Genomic DNA, 19,332 nt, shown 5'->3' on the forward strand with positions numbered 1-19,332 from the left:
CTGTTTTCTGATTGGTGTGCTGGTGCTCAATGCGGCTGCTCCATATGCCGCTTATAAATTCAGTGTTCGGCGTCAGGAGGGTGTATGGAAAGCGTGAAGCGGTACTACGTGGGAAAATATGGGCTTGTTGAAGGCGCGGCCTTGGGGCGACTGTCCGTTGTGCTGGCCGCCGACTTCAACCGCGTGTCCGCCGAGAACCTGGCCCTACAGCAGCGCCTCACAGTGCAGGATCAGCGGGTTGATGAGCTGCGTGAGCTTCTTGATTCGGCACTTTTCCGCCTGGAAACATTCATTGAGGCCGAGCGAGAAATGCCGATCCCTTCAATGGAGGTATTGCGCGATGCGGTGCAGCGCCAATTGTCCGCCCTCAACCCCGCCGCCATGGCTGACCCTGTGCCGCCTGCTGGCGGAGAGCACCAAGCCATCACCCGGCTACAGGCTGAGGTGGAACGCTACCGTATCCTTGCCTACATCGGTGAGCATGAATTTGATGACCTCACATGGAAGGCAAGGTGTGCTGAGCTACGGGCTGAGGTGGTACGTCTCAAGGAGGCACAAGCCGAACACGACAACTCCAGTAGCGACCGGCAGTTCTACATCAAACAGCTTCACGCACGGGCAGCTAAGGTACTTAGCCTGGACGGTGACAACACAAGCTGGTTTGAGATCGTGGACGGGTTAGAGCGCCTGCAATCCGCGCCAGCCGACAAGGGGCAATGCCAATTCCCCCAGTCGTGCACCACTCGCTGCGACTGCGACATCCCAGACTTCAGCCCTGGCAACGGCAACAAAGCACGGCGCCGAGCGGCGGCTATCGAAACACCGCCAACCGATTACTTCAAATGCATGAAAGGTGAATAACCATGAACACCGCACGCAACGACGACCAGCAGGATGCGCCGGTCGAATACATGAGGCTCCCCAAGGTAATTGAGCTGGTAGGCCTGAGCCAAAGCACCATCTACGACATGGCCAGCAATGGCCGCTTCCCGAAACAGGTAAAGCTGGGTGGCCGCGCCGTTGCCTGGGTGAAGTCAGAGGTTCTGCAATGGAGCAGGGACAAGCTGGCGGCGGCTCGCGGTCAGTCGCCGGACTCCAACGAATCCAGGTAATCGGCCCAGTCCTGCATCATCCCCCGCCTCTGCTCCACAAACTCAGCATGGTTGTACGAGTCGCCAATGTGCGATAGCTGAGCGTCGATCCACTTTTCGTTGTATCCCTTCTCGTTCAAGGCGGTTGATATCGTGGCGCGGATCCCGTGGCCCGTGAGCCTGCCCTTGTATCCCATGCGTGAAATAGCTGCGTTGACTGTGGCATTGCTTATTGGCTTGCGCGGGTCATTGCGACCCGCGATAAGCAAGCGGTAGCCCCCGGTCATCTGGTGCACGCGCTTCGCCTCTTCCACTGCCTGCCGCGAAAGCGGGACCAGGTATGCAGGAATCTCCCCGCTTTGCGTCCTTACCCTCTTCTGCAGTTGCTTCACAATCCCCGCCGGTATCGCCCATAGCGCATTGTCGAAGTCGAATTGATCGATGGTCGCGCTGCGCAGCTCGATCGTACGTACACCCGTCAACAGCAGCAGCCTGATAGCGCTGCGCACGTAGCTGGCACAGCTGTCATCGCGCAGAGTCCTGAGAAAGTCTTTCAACTCATGCATTTTCAAGAATGGGTTGTGCTGCACCGGCGGCTCCGGCATGGCGACTATGTCCAGGTCGGAGGCCGGGTTGATGTCTATCAGGCCCTCGGCCATCCCGTATCGAAATATCTCGTTGAGCCAGGAACGGCACTTCTTGGCTGAGTTCAGGGCTCCGCGTTTCTCGACCCGGCGCATAGCCCTCAGCACGTCCGCCCGCTTGATCTGGTCCAACGGGTATTTCCCAATCTCCGGGATCAAATCCTTTTCCAGGTAGAGCCTGGACTGTGCGGCGGCACCCTTCATGGACTTTGCCCAGCGCGGCACCTTGAAGGCGTGCCAGCGGTTCGCCACAGCCTCGAAGGTGTTCTCATGGCGCACGGCCGCCTCTGCCTTCGCCTGCCGTCGCTCGATGCGCGGGTCGATACCTTTGGCCACCAGCGCTCGCGACTGGTCCCGCCGCTCCCGGGCATCGCGCAGGCCAATCTCTGGATAGGTGCCGAGGGATATCCGCGCTTGCTTGCCGTGCCAGGAGAACCGGAAGTGCCACGCCTTGGTGCCGTTGGGCGCGATGTGCAGGGAAAGCCCGCTGCCATCCGTGATGGTGTACGCCTTGACTGCCGGCTTGGCCTGGCGAACCGCTGTGTCCGTGAGGGGCATTAGTACATCACCTAGTCACTCGAAATTAAGATGTGCTGGATGATGTACTATTTCTGCGCGGAACGCATAGGATCTAATCGGAACTCGACGGAACTAAAAAGCCGCCATAGTCGGCGGCTTATCAGTGGTCGCGGAACCCATCGGGATCTGCTGGAAGTACGTTTGGTGCCCGAGACAGGAATCGAACCTGCGACCTTCGCGTTACGAGTGCGCTGCTCTACCGACTGAGCTACACGGGCGGTGGCTAAACCTAGCACCGTCCCCTGTGGCCAGGCAACCCGCGACACAGGGATTTTCACCGCACAGCAAAACGCCCCGAACCAGTCGGGGCGTTTGCTTGTTCAGCGGTTAGGCGACGGGGTGATTAAACGCCCGATGCCTTGGCTGCTGCGACGTCCTTGATGGACAGTTTGATACGGCCGCGGTTGTCCACGTCCAGTACCAGCACTTCCACTTCCTGACCTTCTTTGAGGATGTCGGTCACTTTCTCGACGCGAGCATCGCTCAGCATGGAGATGTGAACCAGACCGTCCTTGCCCGGCAGGATGTTGACGAACGCGCCGAAGTCGACGATGCGCTCAACCTTGCCGACGTAGATCTTGCCAATCTCGGCCTCTGCGGTGATACCCAGGACACGCTGGCGTGCTGCTTCTGCCGCTTCCTTGGTTTCGCCGAAGATCTTGATCGAACCGTCGTCTTCGATGTCGATCGAAGCCTTGGTTTCTTCGCAGATCGCACGGATGGTCGCGCCGCCTTTACCGATGACATCACGGATTTTGTCGGTGTCGATTTTCATCGCGATCATGGTCGGAGCATTTTCCGACAGTTCGGTACGGGACTGACCGATGATCTGGTTCATCTGACCGAGGATGTTCAGGCGCGCTTCCAGGGCCTGGCCCAGGGCGATTTCCATGATCTCTTCGGTGATGCCCTTGATCTTGATGTCCATCTGCAGTGCGGTGACGCCTTTGGCGGTACCGGCCACTTTGAAGTCCATGTCACCCAGGTGGTCTTCGTCACCCAGGATGTCGGTCAGGACGGCGAATTTCTCGCCCTCTTTAACCAGCCCCATGGCGATACCGGCAACTGGCGCCTTCATCGGCACACCGGCGTCCATCAGGGCCAGGGAAGCGCCGCAGACCGAGGCCATCGAGCTCGAACCGTTGGACTCGGTGATTTCCGATACCACGCGAATGGTGTACGGGAACACGTCAGCGGCAGGCAGCATAGCCTGGACCGAACGACGGGCCAGACGACCGTGACCGATTTCGCGGCGACCGGCGCCACCCATGCGACCACACTCGCCCACCGAGAACGGCGGGAAGTTGTAGTGCAGCATGAACGGGTCTTTCTTTTCGCCTTCCAGGGTGTCCAGCAGTTGCGCGTCACGGGCGGTGCCCAGTGTTGCAACGACCAGCGCCTGGGTTTCGCCACGGGTGAACAGTGCCGAACCGTGGGTCTTTGGCAGAACGCCGACTTCGATGTTCAGCGGACGTACGGTACGGGTGTCGCGACCGTCGATACGTGGCTTGCCGTTGACGATGTTTTCGCGAACGGTGCGGTATTCAATTTCACCGAAAGCAGCTTTGACGTCGCTGGCCGATGGCTGGCCTTCTTCGCCAGACAGCTTGGCAACGACCTGGTCTTTCAGCTCGCCCAGGCGTGCATAACGGTCGGCCTTGACGGTGATGGTGTAGGCCTGGGAGATCGCTTCGCCGAACTCGGCACGGATCAAGCCCAGCAGCTCGGTGGCCTCGGCTTGCGGAGCCCAGGCCCAGGTTGGCTTGGCGGCTTCAGCGGCCAGTTCCTTGACGGCGTTGATCACCACCTGGAATTCGTCGTGGGCGAACAGCACGGCGCCCAGCATCTGGTCTTCGGTCAGCTCTTTGGCTTCGGATTCAACCATCAGCACGGCTTCGGAAGTACCGGCCACGACCATGTCCAGGCTCGAGGCTTTCAGTTGCTCGTAGGTCGGGTTCAGCAGGTAGCCGGTGCTTTCGTGGAACGCGACGCGGGCAGCGCCGATCGGGCCATCGAAAGGAATGCCGGAAATCGCCAGGGCAGCCGAGGTACCGATCATCGCAGCGACGTCCGGATCGGTTTTCTTGCTGGTGGACACGACGGTGCAGACAACCTGCACTTCGTTCATGAAGCCTTCTGGGAACAGCGGACGGATCGGACGGTCGATCAGTCGGGAAGTCAGGGTTTCTTTCTCGGAAGGACGGCCTTCGCGCTTGAAGAAACCGCCAGGGATCTTACCGGCAGCGTAAGTCTTTTCCTGGTAGTGAACAGACAGCGGGAAGAAGCCCTTGCCTGGATCGGCTTGCTTGGCACCGACAACGGTCACCAATACGCTGACGTCGTCGTCAACGGTGACCAGCACTGCGCCGGAGGCCTGACGGGCGATACGGCCAGTCTCGAGGGTAACGGTCGACTGACCGAACTGGAATTTTTTGATTACCGGGTTCACGGTGTCCTACCTTCTTTGTGGCTCTTGGGGAACTTGTCTTCTTGCGAAATTCTTGGGCAATGACGGGAATCGGCCCGACGTCTGTCCAGGGTAAAACGTGTATCCAGATAAAACTTGAGGCTGGGAGCCTGCCATGCGCCAGCGGGAAACCCACTGACGCACGACAGACAACCAACCTCTAGCGCAATCGCTGATTAGCGACGCAGACCCAGGCGAGCGATCAGAGCGCTGTAACGGCTCACGTCCTTGCCTTTCAGGTAGTCCAGCAGCTTACGACGCTGGTTTACCATGCGGATCAGACCACGACGGGAGTGGTGATCTTTACCGTTGGCCTTGAAGTGACCTTGCAGTTTGTTGATGTTGTGGGTCAGCAGTGCAACTTGCACTTCTGGCGAACCAGTGTCACCAACAGCTTGCTGGTAGTCAGCTACGATTTGAGCTTTTTCTTGAACGTCGAGAGCCATGAGGCAATCCTTTTAGTCAGGAAACTGTTTCAAGGAAACAGCTTCAACAGGCCAGGGACAAATCCCTGTATCTATAAATGAGTAGTGACCGTGCCTGTTAACAGCCACACTCGCCAACCTGCTGTTACGCAGGCTGGTTCCGGTCATTCCGACCGAATCAGTCGACGCGGCGCAATGCGCCCGTCTTCGCTCACTTCACCGATACCGATGAAACGACCGTTGTGATCCTGTACCCGGACCATGCCGAACTTCGGCGCGTCCGGGGCACGTACCGGCTGGCCGTTGAGCCAGTAGAACGCACTGTGTTCCGAGAACTGCAACAGCGGCCAATCCAGCAACCCGCTGTCCGATGGCATCAGGAAACGGTCGACCGCTTCATTGCCACCTTCGGCATGTACCGCTTCAAGCTCTTCCAGCGTAACCGTCTGGGCCAACGCGAAAGGCCCGGCCTGGGTCCGTCGCAATTCTGCCACGTACGCGCCACAGCCGAGCTGTTCACCAATATCCTCTACCAGGGTCCGGATATAGGTGCCCTTGCTGCAATCCACGGCCAGCCGCGCAGTATTACCGTCAAAGGCCAGCAATTCCAAGCGCGCAATAGTAACAGAACGCGGTTCACGCTCCACTACTTCGCCTGCACGGGCCAGTTTATACAGCGGCTGTCCATCGCGCTTCAAAGCGGAGTACATCGGCGGTATCTGACTGATTTGCCCACGAAAACCCGGCAACACCGCTTCGACATCGGCCTGACCAACGGTCACCGGGCGTTCGAGCAAAACCTCACCTTCGGCATCCGCCGTGGTAGTGGTCTTACCCAGTTGCGCCAGGGTCTCATAGCCCTTGTCGGAATCGAGCAGGTACTGGGAGAACTTGGTCGCCTCGCCAAAGCACAGCGGCAGCACGCCAGTGGCCAGCGGATCGAGGCTACCGGTGTGCCCGGCCTTTTCAGCGTTGAGCAGCCAGCGAACCTTCTGCAACGCCGCGTTGGAGGTGAACCCCAGCGGCTTGTCGAGCAGGATGATACCGCTGACGTTACGACGGATACGTTTGACCTGAGCCACCGATTACTCCTTGGTGTCTTCGGGTTCAGCCGCAACCGGGTGCTGACTGTCTTCGGCCACGGCGCGTTCGATCAGGGCCGACAGATGCGCACCACGCACGACGCTTTCGTCGTAGTGGAAGTGCAGCTGTGGGACGCTGCGCAGCTTCATCTCCCGGGCCAGCTGCATACGCAGGAAGCCGGCAGCCGAGTTGAGCACCTTGATGCTCTGGGCGATTTCTTCGGCGCTGTCCTGGCCCATCACGGTGATGAAAATCTTGGCATGACCGACGTCACGACTGACTTCCACTGCGGTAATGGTGACCAGGCCGACGCGCGGGTCTTTGACTTCGCGACGGATCAGTTGGGCCAGCTCGCGCTGCATCTGATCGCCGATTCGTTGGGTACGGCTGTATTCTTTTGCCATGTCTTGTTACCTGTTACTGCCCTGCGGTGAAACCCGCAAGGTCTGAAAGCGGCAAACGCCCGGCCTGGCAAAAGCCAGACCGGGCGTTGCGTTTAGAGTCCGCCAGCCAGGCAGCATGTTCATGCGGCTGCCCGGTGCGGCTCTTGAAGTGCGCGAGTTAGAGGCTGCGAGCAACCTGGACCTTCTCGAAGACTTCGATCTTGTCGCCGACCTTGACGTCGTTGTAGCTCTTGACGCCAATACCGCATTCCATGCCAGCACGTACTTCGGAAGCGTCATCCTTGAAGCGGCGCAGGGATTCCAGCTCGCCTTCGAAGATCACGATGTCTTCACGCAGTACACGGATCGGACGGTTACGGTGAACAACACCCTCGATCACCATGCAACCGGCGATCGCGCCAAACTTCGGCGAACGGAACACGTCACGCACTTCAGCGGTACCCAGGATGTTCTCGCGAACATCACTGCCCAACATACCGGTGAGGGCTTTCTTGACGTCTTCGATGATGTCGTAGATCACGTTGTAGTAACGCATATCCAGGCCTTCCTGCTCGACGATCTTGCGAGCGCCGGCATCGGCACGCACGTTGAAGCCAAACAGTACAGCGTTGGAGGCCAGGGCCAGGTTGGCATCGGATTCGGTGATACCACCGACACCGCCACCGACCACACGCACTTGCACTTCGTCGTTACCCAGGCCATTCAAGGCGCCGTTCAACGCTTCCAGCGAGCCACGGACGTCGGATTTGAGGACGATATTGAGCGTCTTCTTCTCTTCCTGGCCCATGTTCTCGAAGATATTTTCCAGCTTGCCAGCGTGAGCACGAGCCAGTTTGACTTCGCGGAACTTGCCTTGACGGAACAGAGCCACTTCACGGGCTTTCTTCTCGTCAGCCACAACGCTCATCTCGTCGCCAGCGTCCGGGGTGCCATCCAGGCCGAGGATCTCGACAGGGATAGCCGGACCGGCTTCTTTGATGGGCTTGCCGTTCTCGTCGAGCATGGCGCGCACGCGGCCATAGTTCGAGCCGACCAGGACCATGTCGCCTTGGCGCAGCGTACCGTCCTGAACCAGGACGGTCGCCACCGGGCCACGGCCCTTGTCGAGGCGCGATTCAACAACCACACCACGGCCAGGAGCCGAAGGCGTAGCGGTCAATTCCAGAACCTCGGCTTGTAACAGAACGGCTTCGAGCAGTTCGTCAACGCCGGTACCCATCTTCGCCGAGACCGGAACGAATGGAGTGTCGCCACCCCACTCTTCGGAGGTCACGCCGTGAACCGACAGTTCGCTGCGGATGCGATCGAGATCAGCACCCGGCTTGTCGATCTTGTTCACTGCAACCACCAGCGGTACGCCAGCAGCCTTGGCATGCTGAACGGCTTCGATGGTTTGCGGCATCACGCCGTCGTCCGCTGCAACCACCAGGATCACGATGTCAGTTGCCTTGGCACCACGGGCACGCATCGCGGTAAACGCGGCGTGACCCGGGGTGTCGAGGAACGTCACCATGCCGCGGTCGGTTTCAACGTGGTAGGCACCGATGTGCTGGGTAATGCCGCCAGCCTCACCAGCCGCCACCTTCGCACGACGAATATAGTCGAGCAGGGACGTTTTACCGTGGTCAACGTGACCCATGACGGTCACGACCGGTGCACGGGAAACCGCCTCACCTTCAAACTTCAGGGACTCGGCCAGGGAATCTTCCAGGGCGGTGTCGCTGACCAGGGTCACTTTGTGGCCCAGCTCTTCAGCAACCAGCTGGGCAGTTTCCTGGTCCAGTACCTGGTTGATAGTGGCTGGCGTACCCAGCTTGAACATGAACTTGATGATTTCAGCAGCCTTGACCGACATCTGCTGGGCCAGATCGCCCACAGTGATGGTCTCGCCGATCTTCACTTCGCGCACGACAGGGCCGGTAGGGCTCTGGAAACCGTGGGCGTTGCGTTTCTTCAGCTTGGCCTTGCCGCGACCGCCACGACGGAAGCTGTCGCTTTCCTCGTCGGTGGTACGTGGCGCAACACGAGGTGCTGGTGCCTTTTCCTTGACCGAAGCACGATGAGGCGCGTTCTTGCGCTCACCATCGCCACTGCCACGACGGTTGTCGTCGGCACGTGGCTTGTCCGGACGACGCTGTTCGTCGCGCTTGCGAGTATCGGCCGGAGCCGGCGCTGGCGCCACGACCGGAGCGGCTTCGCGCACAGGCTCGGCTACCGAGGCAACAGCCTCGGCGGATGCTACCTGAGCCGTTTGCGCTGCAGCAGGCTGGCGACGCGCTTCTTCTTCGGCGCGACGCTTGGCTTCTTCTTCAGCCTTCTGACGAGCAGCATTCTCTACTGCGCGACGTTCTTCCTGTTCACGTTTGCGCTCGGCTTCGATTTCTTCCGGGCTGCGCTGTACGAAGACTTTCTTCTTGCGCACTTCAACGCTGATACTTTTGCTACCGGCAACACGCAGGGTGCTGGTGGTTTTACGCTGCAGAGTGATCTTGCGCGGTTCTTCCACTTTCGCCTTGTGACTGCTCTTCAGGTGAGTCAGCAGGGACTGCTTCTCACTGTCGGTCACATGTTCCTCGGCGGCGGTGTGCGGCAGACCTGCCTCACGCATCTGCTGCAACAGGCGCTCTACCGGTGTTTTGACCTCATCGGCCAGTTGTTTCACCGTGACTTGCGTCATGCACTTCTCTCCTCAGGCCGCGCCTAATTACTCGAACCAGTGGGCTCGGGCGGCCATGATCAACTTGCCGGCACGATCATCGTCAATGCCGTCGATGTCGAGCAGATCGTCAATAGACTGCTCGGCCAGGTCTTCGCGGGTAATTACGCCGCGCACCGCCAGTTCCATCGCCAAATCCTTGTCCATGCCCTCAAGCGAGAGCAGGTCTTCGGCCGGATGGGCGTCTGCCAGCTTTTCCTCAGTAGCGATGGCTTTGGTCAACAAACGATCCTTGGCCCGAGCGCGGAGCTCGTTGACGATCTCCTCGTCAAAGCCGTCGATGTTGAGCATTTCCTCCACCGGTACGTAGGCAATCTCTTCCAGGCTGGTAAAGCCTTCATCCACCAGCACCTGCGCCAGCTCTTCATCGACTTCAAGCTCTTCGATGAAGTTGCGCAGGATATCGCCAGTTTCAGCTTGCTGCTTAGCCTGGATGTCCGATTCGGTCATCACGTTCAGGGTCCAGCCAGTCAACTGGCTGGCCAGACGCACGTTCTGACCACCGCGACCGATGGCCTGAGCCAGATTGTCTGCGCCAACGGCGATGTCCATGGCGTGGGCATCTTCGTCGACGATAATTGCCGCCACTTCAGCAGGCGACATGGCATTGATCACGAACTGAGCCGGGTTGTCGTCCCACAGGACGATGTCCACACGCTCGCCGCCCAACTCGCCGGATACGGCCTGGACACGCGAACCACGCATGCCGATACAGGCGCCTTGCGGGTCGATGCGTTTGTCCTTGGAGCGGACCGCGATCTTGGCACGCGAACCCGGATCACGGGAGGCGGCCATGACTTCGATCAGGCCTTCAGCTATTTCCGGCACTTCGATGCGGAACAACTCGATCAGCATTTCCGGCGCGGTACGCGACAGGATCAGCTGCGGGCCGCGGTTCTCGGTGCGGATTTCCTTGAGCAACGCACGCAAACGCACGCCGACCCGGAAAGTTTCGCGAGAGATGATGTCTTCGCGAGCCAACAACGCTTCGGCGTTGTTGCCCAGGTCGACGATCACGTTGTCGCGGGTGACTTTTTTCACGGTGCCGGAGATGATTTCCCCCAGGCGTTCGCGATAAGCGTCGACGACTTGCGCGCGCTCAGCTTCGCGAACCTTCTGCACAATAACCTGCTTGGCAGTCTGTGCAGCGATGCGACCGAACTCAATGGACTCGATTTTTTCTTCTACTACATCACCGACCTTGGCGCCCGGATGCGTTTCAGCAACCTTGCTCGGCCAGGTTTCGATAGCCGGATCGTCCAGGTCGGCTTCCTCGACCACCGTCCAGCGACGGAACGTCTCGTAGGCACCAGTGTGGCGATTGATTTCCACACGCAAATCAACTTCGTCTTCAAACCGCTTCTTGGTAGCAGTGGCCAGGGCCAGCTCCAGCGCTTCAAAAATAACGTTAGCCGGTACGCCCTTTTCATTGGATACCGACTCAACAACCAGCAGTACTTCTTTGCTCATCGTACGCCTCGCCTTTCGCAAGCCATTGGATCCGCGGGATCCGCAGTATCTGGCACGTATCAGTCAAAACTGGGAATAATGTTGGCCTTGTCGATCATATCGATCGGCAACAGAAACTCATGGTCATCTACCTGCACCACGACGTCCTGCTCTTCTACACCGCGCAGAAGGCCTTGAAAGTTGCGCCGTCCTTCGAAAGGCGAGCGCAGCTTGATCTTCACTTGTTCACCGGCAAACGAAGCGAACTGTTCAAGTGTGAACAGGGGGCGCTCCATGCCTGGCGAGGAAACCTCAAGGGTGTATTCGGAGGTGATTGGATCTTCAACATCCAGTACACCGCTGATCTGACGGCTGACGATGGCGCAATCATCCACCAACACGCCGCCTTCCTTATCGATATAAACGCGCAACAGTGAGTGGCGACCTTGAGCCGAAAACTCAATACCCCAGCATTCATAGCCAAGGGCCACGACCACCGGGGCCAACAAGGCCTGCAACTGTTCTAGCTTGCTCGACACCTGAACCCCCTCGTGCATGTTTGTGCATGCTGTGCAAATAAAAAAAAATGGGCGAATCGCCCATCCCTGAAACGCCGTCGAACAGCGGCGTTATAAAGTGTCCAGCTAACAAAAAGCCCCTTGGAAGGGGCCCCTGAAACTGGTTGCGGGAGCCGGATTTGAACCGACGACCTTCGGGTTATGAGCCCGACGAGCTACCAGACTGCTCCATCCCGCGACAAAGCTGGGGCGGAAGTATACGACCGATCCCTTACAGGGTCAATGTAACCCTTCCACCTACAAGAAAGCCCGCAATCGCGGGCTCTCCTGATAATTGGTACCGAGAAGGGGACTCGAACCCCTACACCCTATGGGCACAACCACCTCAAGGTTGCGTGTCTACCAATTCCACCACCTCGGCAATACAACGTTTGAAACCTTCTTACTTCTGCTCTTGAGCTGGAGGTACGTCAGTCGCCGGATTGGCCAACTTTTGCTCTTGAAGCACCGGGACATCATCAGAAGCCGGCTGTTGCTTTGGCGCTTCCAGTACCGCTGGGTTTGGCAAACCTGCTTGAGTCAGCTCTTGAGCTTTCTCTTTAGCAAAGTAACCTAACCCTAAGCTGGTCATGAAGAAACCGGCGGCAAGTATAGCAGTAAACTTACTAAGAAAGGTAGAGGAACCTTGGCTTCCGAACACAGTATTTGAAGCACCTGCACCGAAAGACGCACCAGCATCCGCACCTTTACCCTGCTGCAGCAATACGAGAGCAACTACGCCCAGCGCACCCAGCAGATGAAAAACGACTACGACTGTTTCCAGCATTTTTTCAGTTTCCCGCGGCGCGACAAATCGCACCGAACTCATCTGCATTCAGGGACGCTCCACCAATGAGCCCCCCATCGATATCCGGCATGCCGAACAGTTCGACCGCATTGGCCGCCTTCACGCTGCCGCCGTATAGAAGCCGCACACCTCGTGCCACCTCAGAATTCTCTGCCGCCAACTGTGCGCGGATAGCTGCGTGCACATCCTGCGCCTGTTGCGGCGAAGCAGTCAGCCCGGTACCAATGGCCCAGACCGGCTCGTAAGCAATGACTGCCTTTGCAAAAGCACCGACACCCAAATCCTCGATGATGCTGCCCAGCTGACACCCGACAACTTCAAGGGTCTTGCCAGCCTCACGCTGCTCGAGGGTTTCCCCCACACACAGCACCGGAGTCAGACCGCAGGCCTGAGCCGCAGCAAACTTGCGGATCAAGACCTTATCCTGCTCACCCATGATCTGGCGACGCTCGGAATGCCCGACCAGGACCAGGGAGCAACCTGCATCCACCAACTGACTCGGCGCAATCTCGCCGGTCAGCGCACCTTGCATGGATTCCACCGCAGAATTCTGCGCACCGACCGAAATCGATTTACCTTTCAAGCCATCAACCACTTGGTTGATATACAGGCAAGGCGGGAATACCGCGACATCAACACCGCTTGGCAAGGCCAGATGACGAAGGCCATTGATCAGCTCAGCGACGCTGGCGCGGGTACCGTGCATCTTCCAGTTACCAGCTACCATAGGGCGACGCATGCTGTACCTCGTCGGTCAAAGTGGGCGCAGATGTTACCCAACCGATTCATGACTGGCAAGCCGAATTCAGGCAGAAACTTCAGTAACCAGCTTTGCCAGCTCTTCGGCATAACCGCGAACTTGAGTTTCTTCCTCTCCTTCGACCATGACACGCACCAAAGGCTCTGTGCCGGACTTGCGCAACAACACACGCCCACGCCCCGCCATCGCCTGCGTCACACGCTCACTGGCCTGCTTGACCTTCGCATGCTCAAGAGGATTTACACCGCCACCGAAACGCACGTTGATCAATACTTGCGGGCATTTGCGCAATGCCTGGCGCGATTGTGCGAGCCCTTCGTTACGCGCCTTGAGCGCCATCAACACTTGCAGGGCCGCAATGATCGCATCCCCTGTGGTGGTATGGTCAAAGCACACGATATGGCCGGAGTTCTCGCCCCCGATCACCCAGTTGCGCTCCAGCAGCTCCGAGATCACGTAGCGGTCACCCACGTTAGCTCGCACGAACGGGATATCCAGGTCCGCCAGAGCCAGCTCAAGCCCGAGGTTGCTCATCAACGTACCCACCACACCGCCCTGCAGCTTGCCACGCCCATGCAGGTCGCGAGCAATGATGAACAACAGCTCGTCACCGTCGACCACCGTACCGGTGTGATCAACCATCAGGACCCGATCACCGTCGCCATCGAAGGCGATCCCTAGATCGGCCTGCTCAGCCAGCACCGCAGCCTGCAACGCCTCGGTATGAGTGGAGCCACAGTTATGGTTGATGTTCAGGCCATTCGGTTGGGCGGAAAGCACCACCACCTCGGCGCCCAACTCGCGAAAGACGCTCGGCGCAACTTTATAGGTTGCCCCGTGGGCGCAATCGACGACGACTTTCAGGCCGGAAAAACTGGTACCGGTCGGCACACTGCCTTTGCAGAATTCAATGTAGCGACCCGATGCATCGTTGATCCGCGACACTTTGCCGATCTTGCTCGACTCAACCACCGTCATCGGCGTGTCCAGCAGTTCTTCGATCATCAGCTCGATATCATCCGGCAGCTTGGTACCCTGACCGGAGAAGAATTTGATGCCGTTGTCATCATGAGGGTTGTGCGAGGCACTGATCACGATGCCCGCCTGCGCCTGAAACGTACGCGTCAGGTAGGCAATGGCCGGCGTCGGCATCGGGCCCAGCAGCATCACATCGGCGCCCGCCGACGTCAGACCGGCCTCGAGGGCCGATTCGAACATGTAGCCGGAAATTCGCGTGTCCTTACCGACCAGCACCTTGCAAGCGCCCATTTTGCGGAACGCCATGCCGGCCGCCCAGCCGAGCTTGAGCATGAAATCAGGGGTAATAGGGTATTCGCCGACCCGACCACGAATACCGTCGGTGCCAAAGTATTTCTTGCTCATAAGTGCTCCGTCATTCTTATTCGGCTGAATCCACAGCTGCGATCATCCGCACGATATCCATCGTTTCGACCACATCGTGTACGCGCAATATGCGCGCACCTTTGGCAAGGGCCAACGCAGCCAGCGCGAGACCGCCATATAGGCGCTCGCCTACCGGGCGGCCCAAGGCATTACCTATCATGCTCTTTCGTGAGACCCCAACCAACAGGGGCCGCCCCAAGGCATGCAAGGCCTCCATATGTTTGAACAGACTCAGGTTGTGAGCCAGTGTCTTGGCAAAGCCGAATCCGGGATCAAGAATGATCCGCTCGGCGGGAATGCCCACGGCAGCACACTGGTCCAAACGCTCCATCAGGAACTCCCCCACTTCCCTGGTCACATCATCATAGTGCGGGTCATTCTGCATGGTCCCCGGCTCGCCGAGCATATGCATCAGGCACACCGGCAACCCGGTGGCCGCTGCAGCATCCAGGGCACCATCGCGCTGCAAGGACCGAACATCATTGATCAAGCCCGCCCCCAGCCGCGCAGTCTCACGCATGACCGCAGGCGTGGACGTATCGACCGAGATAATGACATCAAGTTCACGATGGATGCGTTCGACAATCGGCGCCACTCGCTCCAGCTCTTCGGTAGGCGAGACCGCACGCGCGCCCGGCCGGGTCGATTCGCCACCCACATCGATCAGCGTTGCGCCCGCGACCACCATGGCCTCGGCATGCCGCAGCGCAGCATCGAGCTGACTGAATCGACCACCATCAGAAAAGGAATCAGGCGTGACATTGAGAATGCCCATGACATGCGCATGGGCCAAATCAAGAACCCGGTTGCCGCAAGGCAACCGGGTCGAGGACTGAACAGAAGTCATTTCAAGCCTTAGACATCAGCGGCCGGACCGCCAATCGGTGTTTCCGGACGCTCACCCTGTACAGCTGGAGGTGTACCGGAGGTACCAGTACCACCTGTCCAGTCACGAGGCTCGCGAGGTACGCGACCGGCCATGATGTCATCGATCTGCTCGGCATCAATGGTTTCGTACTTCATCAGGGCATCGGCCATGGCATCGAGCTTGTCACGGTTGTCCGTGAGAATCTGCCGGGCAGTGCCGTAGCACTGATCGATGATGCTGCGCACTTCAGAATCGATCAGTTTGGCCGTCTCGCCGGAGAAGCTTGCATGCTGGCCACCGCCACCACGACCGAGGAACACTTCCCCTTCTTCTTCGGCATACATAAGCGGCCCCAACTTCTCGGACAGCCCCCACTTGGTAACCATATTCCGGGCGATCTGGCTGGCACGCATGATGTCGTTGGACGCGCCAGTGGTCACACCATCAAAGCCCAGCGTCATCTCTTCAGCGATACGGCCGCCGTACAATGAACAGATCTGGCTGATCAATGCACGCTTGGACAGGCTGTAGCGATCCTCTTCCGGTAGGAACATGGTCACGCCCAGGGCACGGCCGCGCGGGATGATCGAGACCTTGTAGACCGGATCATGCTCAGGCACGACACGACCGACGATCGCGTGACCTGCCTCGTGATACGCAGTGTTCTGCTTTTCTTTCTCCGACATGACCATGGATTTGCGCTCTGCGCCCATCATGATCTTGTCCTTGGCCAACTCGAATTCCTTCATTTCCACAACACGCTTGCCGGTGCGAGCAGCAAACAGCGACGCCTCGTTGACCAGGTTCGCAAGGTCGGCACCGGAAAAGCCCGGCGTACCACGCGCGATGACAGCCGGTGCGACGTCGTCACCCATTGGCACCTTGCGCATATGAACCTTGAGAATCTGTTCGCGGCCGCGAATATCCGGCAGCCCCACCACGACCTGGCGGTCGAAACGACCTGGGCGCAACAGCGCGGGGTCGAGCACGTCAGGACGGTTGGTGGCGGCAATCACGATGATGCCGTCGTTCATTTCGAAACCGTCCATCTCCACCAGTAACTGGTTGAGGGTCTGCTCACGCTCATCGTGACCACCCCCCATGCCGGCACCACGGTGGCGACCGACGGCGTCGATTTCGTCGATGAAGATGATGCATGGCGCGTGTTTCTTGGCCTGCTCGAACATGTCGCGAACACGGCTGGCGCCCACACCGACGAACATTTCGACGAAGTCGGAACCGGAAATCGTGAAGAACGGCACCTTGGCTTCACCGGCAATCGCCTTGGCCAGCAAGGTTTTACCGGTACCCGGTGGACCCACCATCAGCACGCCGCGCGGAATACGACCACCCAGGCGCTGGAACTTGCCCGGATCACGCAGGAACTCGACCAGCTCGCCCACTTCTTCCTTGGCTTCGTCGCAACCCGCGACGTCAGCCAGGGTGGTTTTCACCTGATCTTCGGAAAGCAGACGGGCCTTGCTCTTACCAAAGCTCATCGGCCCGCCCTTGCCTCCACCGCCGCCCTGCATTTGGCGCATGAAGAACATGAACACGGCAATAATCACCAGAATCGGGAAGCTGGCGACCAGGAGTTGGGTCCAGATGCTTTGCTGCTCAGGCTGCTTGCCTTCGACCGCCACATGATTGTTCACCAGGTCGCCGATCAAACCATTGTCCTGAATTGCCGGACGAATGGTCTTGAAGCTGTCGCCATCGGTGCGCTTACCGGTAATCACATAGCCATCAACGGCTACGCGCTCGACCTTGCCATCCTTGACCTGCTGGATGAAGTCGGAATAGTTGAGGGTCTGCGGCTCGTTAGGGCTGGAGAAGTTGTTCATCACGGTCACAAGGACAGCGGCGATGATCAACCACAGGATCAGATTCTTTGCCATATCGTTCAATTAACTACCCTCTGAAGCAAGCTCCGCTACTGGCGCGCGCTTCGCATGATATTCACCGGCCTAACTTACTACATTACCTACGACTCTGGCAGGCGCCGTCTGTAACCCTTTGTGAAACTTTGACCGCGTAATTTTCGTTACGCGACTTTTTCAATGCGAGACAAAAAAAACTATCGCCCCCGTCAAAGACGCTCATCACTGGCTGCGCCTTCAACACCGCGAAACCCCCGCGCCAGCAGATACTGCTCGCGAGAACGGTCACGGGACGACAATGGCTTGCGCATCTGCACCTTGTCGAACAATTTACGGATGCCCTTGTGGTATTCGTCGAAGCCTTCTCCTTGGAAGACTTTGATCAAAAAGTCACCACCAGGACGCAAAACCCGCCCGGCAAGATCCAGAGCCAGTTCGCTGAGGAACATTGCACGAGGCATGTCGACAGCCGCCAATCCACTCATATTGGGGGCCATATCGGAAATCACAAGGTCAACCTGCGTATTTCCGACAGCCTCCAGGATTTTTGCCAACACAGCGTCTTCCGTGAAATCGCCCTGGATAAAGGTCACATCAGGGATGCTGTCCATTTCCAGGATGTCGGAAGCGATCAAGCGACCCTGACCGCCAATCAGACGACTGGTCACCTGGGACCAACCGCCCGGCGCCGCGCCGAGGTCGATCACGGTCATGCCTGGACGGATCAGGCGATCCTTTTCCTGGATCTCCAGCAATTTATAGCTGGCGCGAGAGCGATAACCATCTTTTTGCGCCATTTTGACGTACGGATCGTTGAAATGCTCTCTGAGCCAGTTCTGGCTAGTCTTGGAACGGGCCACGGGCCACCTCTAAAAAATAAAACGGGTCGTGATTAAGTGGGCGGTCCCGGACTTGCTCGGGTAAACTGGCCGCCGCTTTTTACAAGATCAGACGCAGAGGTCAGATTATGCCGCTCACTCAAGAGCAGAAGAAACAATACAAATCCATTGGCCACCATCTGAAACCGGTTTTGACTGTGGCTGACAACGGTTTGACGGAAGGTGTACTCGCCGAACTGGAACGCGCCTTGAGCGATCATGAGCTGATCAAGATCAAGCTCAACATCCTCGACCGCGAAGCCCGCCTGGCTGCCGTTGCCGAACTGTGCAAGACCGGCAAGGCAGACCTGGTGCAGGTCATCGGCAAGATGGCGCTGATTTACCGCAAGAACTTCAGCGTCAACAAGCAACTGTCGAACGTTCACCGCTTCAAGTGATGCCAAAGGGTCAAGGGTGTGCCTCGCACACCCCGCCGCTCCACCCGGGAACCGGCTGCAACACCAGCACTAATCCGGAAAAACCCAGCACCAGGTAACTGAATACCTGCCACTGGCTCGCCTCCGGCCAGCCCAGATGCACCGCAAAGAACATCCCGCACGCGTACAACGACATGAGCAACACTTGCCCGCGAATGTCGCGCCATAGACTGGCAAGGCCCTCAGCCTGAACCAGCACCAAAGCCTGAAACATTACGCACACCGCGGAAAAACCCACCAGCAGCGCCGTCAGCATGCCTGCGATTTCATCGATGAGCAGCGGTGCCAGGCCAACTCGACCCAGCACCGGCAGCAAACCGACGTGCAATAACCAGACGCCGCCCACCCACAACATCTGGGTGAGCTGCCAGATCATGGCGCCCGCTCGCAGCGGGCGTCTTCGTTCAGATGTGACGGACTTCGACAATCTCATACTCAATGACACCACCAGGCGTCTTCACCGCCACCACATCGCCCTCTTCCTTGGCAATCAAGGCGCGAGCGATGGGCGAACCAACGGATATCTTGCCGAGCTTGATGTCTGCCTCGTCCTCACCAACGATCTGGTAAGTGACGCTTTCATCGGTCTCGACGTTGGCGATTTCCACGGTAGTGCCAAAGATCACCTTGCCGGTGTGCGGGATCGTCGTGACATCGATGATCACCGCATTCTGCATGCGACCTTCGATATCACGGACGCGCGCCTCGACCATCCCCTGCTCCTCTCGGGCTGCGTGGTATTCGGCGTTTTCCTTGAGATCGCCGAGCTCGCGCGCCTCACCAATAGCCTGGCTCAAGCGCGGGCGCTCGACCTTGGTCAGCAAAGCGTGCTCTTCTTCCAGGGCCTTCGCGCCCTGAACAGTCATCGGGTACTTGGTTATG

Annotated in this window: 19 protein-coding genes and 3 tRNA genes; 3 read left to right on the forward strand and 19 right to left on the reverse strand. The window is 58.5% G+C overall.

Features of this window, described 5'->3' with window-relative positions; all coding sequences use genetic code 11:
- Positions 1–84 precede the first annotated feature (84 nt).
- Together AACY42_RS10520 and AACY42_RS10525 are read left to right on the forward strand one after the other, a co-directional pair.
- Entirely contained in the window at positions 85–861 is a 777-nt protein-coding gene (locus AACY42_RS10520) for a hypothetical protein (RefSeq protein ID WP_339479136.1), read from the forward strand.
- A gap of 2 nt (positions 862–863) precedes the next feature.
- A complete protein-coding gene (locus AACY42_RS10525; RefSeq protein WP_339479138.1) occupies positions 864–1,112 on the forward strand; it encodes a helix-turn-helix transcriptional regulator in 249 nt (82 codons plus the stop codon).
- Here AACY42_RS10525 and AACY42_RS10530 read toward each other — a convergent pair.
- The 17 genes from AACY42_RS10530 to rlmE all read right to left on the reverse strand — a co-directional run bounded on the left by AACY42_RS10530 (position 1,082) and on the right by rlmE (position 17,995).
- Entirely contained in the window at positions 1,082–2,293 is a 1,212-nt protein-coding gene (locus AACY42_RS10530; RefSeq protein ID WP_339479139.1) for a tyrosine-type recombinase/integrase, read from the reverse strand. The two genes, AACY42_RS10525 and AACY42_RS10530, sit on opposite strands and share 31 nt — an antisense overlap.
- Positions 2,294–2,456: 163 nt before the next feature.
- A tRNA-Thr gene (locus AACY42_RS10535) sits at positions 2,457–2,532 on the reverse strand.
- A 125-nt stretch (positions 2,533–2,657) separates the two neighbouring features.
- Positions 2,658–4,763: a polyribonucleotide nucleotidyltransferase gene (gene pnp / locus AACY42_RS10540; RefSeq protein WP_339479140.1), complete on the reverse strand. Its 2,106-nt coding sequence runs from the start codon at positions 4,761–4,763 to the stop codon at positions 2,658–2,660.
- Positions 4,764–4,957: 194 nt separating this feature from the next.
- On the reverse strand, positions 4,958–5,227 hold the full coding sequence (rpsO, locus tag AACY42_RS10545; protein WP_003197723.1) for a 30S ribosomal protein S15: 270 nt from the start codon (positions 5,225–5,227) through the stop codon (positions 4,958–4,960).
- A 143-nt stretch (positions 5,228–5,370) separates the two neighbouring features.
- Positions 5,371–6,288: a tRNA pseudouridine(55) synthase TruB gene (gene truB / locus AACY42_RS10550; protein ID WP_339479142.1), complete on the reverse strand. Its 918-nt coding sequence runs from the start codon at positions 6,286–6,288 to the stop codon at positions 5,371–5,373.
- Between the two features lie 3 nt (positions 6,289–6,291).
- Entirely contained in the window at positions 6,292–6,693 is a 402-nt protein-coding gene (gene rbfA, locus AACY42_RS10555; protein WP_003177871.1) for a 30S ribosome-binding factor RbfA, read from the reverse strand.
- A gap of 157 nt (positions 6,694–6,850) precedes the next feature.
- On the reverse strand, positions 6,851–9,370 hold the full coding sequence (gene infB / locus AACY42_RS10560; RefSeq protein ID WP_339479144.1) for a translation initiation factor IF-2: 2,520 nt from the start codon (positions 9,368–9,370) through the stop codon (positions 6,851–6,853).
- A 27-nt stretch (positions 9,371–9,397) separates the two neighbouring features.
- Complete coding sequence (gene nusA / locus AACY42_RS10565) at positions 9,398–10,879, reverse strand: transcription termination factor NusA (RefSeq protein ID WP_003177868.1); 1,482 nt, start codon at positions 10,877–10,879, stop codon at positions 9,398–9,400.
- Positions 10,880–10,938: 59 nt separating this feature from the next.
- Positions 10,939–11,397, reverse strand: coding sequence for a ribosome maturation factor RimP (gene rimP / locus AACY42_RS10570; protein ID WP_013692254.1), 459 nt, complete (start codon positions 11,395–11,397; stop codon positions 10,939–10,941).
- 140 nt (positions 11,398–11,537) lie between these two features.
- Positions 11,538–11,614: transfer RNA gene (locus AACY42_RS10575), tRNA-Met, on the reverse strand.
- Between the two features lie 97 nt (positions 11,615–11,711).
- Positions 11,712–11,797: transfer RNA gene (locus AACY42_RS10580), tRNA-Leu, on the reverse strand.
- Positions 11,798–11,818: 21 nt separating this feature from the next.
- A complete protein-coding gene (gene secG / locus AACY42_RS10585) occupies positions 11,819–12,202 on the reverse strand; it encodes a preprotein translocase subunit SecG (protein ID WP_339479201.1) in 384 nt (127 codons plus the stop codon).
- Positions 12,203–12,206: 4 nt separating this feature from the next.
- A complete protein-coding gene (tpiA, locus tag AACY42_RS10590; protein WP_339479147.1) occupies positions 12,207–12,962 on the reverse strand; it encodes a triose-phosphate isomerase in 756 nt (251 codons plus the stop codon).
- Between the two features lie 66 nt (positions 12,963–13,028).
- Positions 13,029–14,366, reverse strand: a complete 1,338-nt coding sequence (glmM, locus tag AACY42_RS10595) for a phosphoglucosamine mutase (protein WP_339479149.1) — start codon at positions 14,364–14,366, stop codon at positions 13,029–13,031.
- Positions 14,367–14,382: 16 nt separating this feature from the next.
- On the reverse strand, positions 14,383–15,234 hold the full coding sequence (gene folP / locus AACY42_RS10600) for a dihydropteroate synthase (protein ID WP_339479151.1): 852 nt from the start codon (positions 15,232–15,234) through the stop codon (positions 14,383–14,385).
- An 8-nt stretch (positions 15,235–15,242) separates the two neighbouring features.
- Positions 15,243–17,153 (reverse strand): ATP-dependent zinc metalloprotease FtsH, encoded by a 1,911-nt coding sequence (gene ftsH / locus AACY42_RS10605; protein WP_339479153.1) that lies wholly within the window; start codon positions 17,151–17,153, stop codon positions 15,243–15,245.
- A 191-nt stretch (positions 17,154–17,344) separates the two neighbouring features.
- On the reverse strand, positions 17,345–17,995 hold the full coding sequence (rlmE, locus tag AACY42_RS10610) for a 23S rRNA (uridine(2552)-2'-O)-methyltransferase RlmE (protein ID WP_060739222.1): 651 nt from the start codon (positions 17,993–17,995) through the stop codon (positions 17,345–17,347).
- Positions 17,996–18,102: 107 nt separating this feature from the next.
- On the opposite strand from rlmE, the gene AACY42_RS10615 reads away from it, so the two are divergent.
- On the forward strand, positions 18,103–18,411 hold the full coding sequence (locus AACY42_RS10615; RefSeq protein WP_003197704.1) for a YhbY family RNA-binding protein: 309 nt from the start codon (positions 18,103–18,105) through the stop codon (positions 18,409–18,411).
- A gap of 10 nt (positions 18,412–18,421) precedes the next feature.
- Here AACY42_RS10615 and AACY42_RS10620 read toward each other — a convergent pair whose 3' ends face one another.
- The gene (locus tag AACY42_RS10620) at positions 18,422–18,826 is read right to left on the reverse strand and encodes an MFS transporter (RefSeq protein ID WP_339479156.1); all 405 of its coding nucleotides are present in this window, start codon (positions 18,824–18,826) and stop codon (positions 18,422–18,424) included.
- 28 nt (positions 18,827–18,854) lie between these two features.
- Positions 18,855–19,331 (reverse strand): transcription elongation factor GreA, encoded by a 477-nt coding sequence (greA, locus tag AACY42_RS10625; RefSeq protein ID WP_339479203.1) that lies wholly within the window; start codon positions 19,329–19,331, stop codon positions 18,855–18,857.
- Position 19,332: the final 1 nt, after the last annotated feature.

It is taken from the genome of Pseudomonas sp. RL_5y_Pfl2_73, assembly GCF_963970515.1.
In the GTDB taxonomy this organism is placed as follows: domain Bacteria; phylum Pseudomonadota; class Gammaproteobacteria; order Pseudomonadales; family Pseudomonadaceae; genus Aquipseudomonas.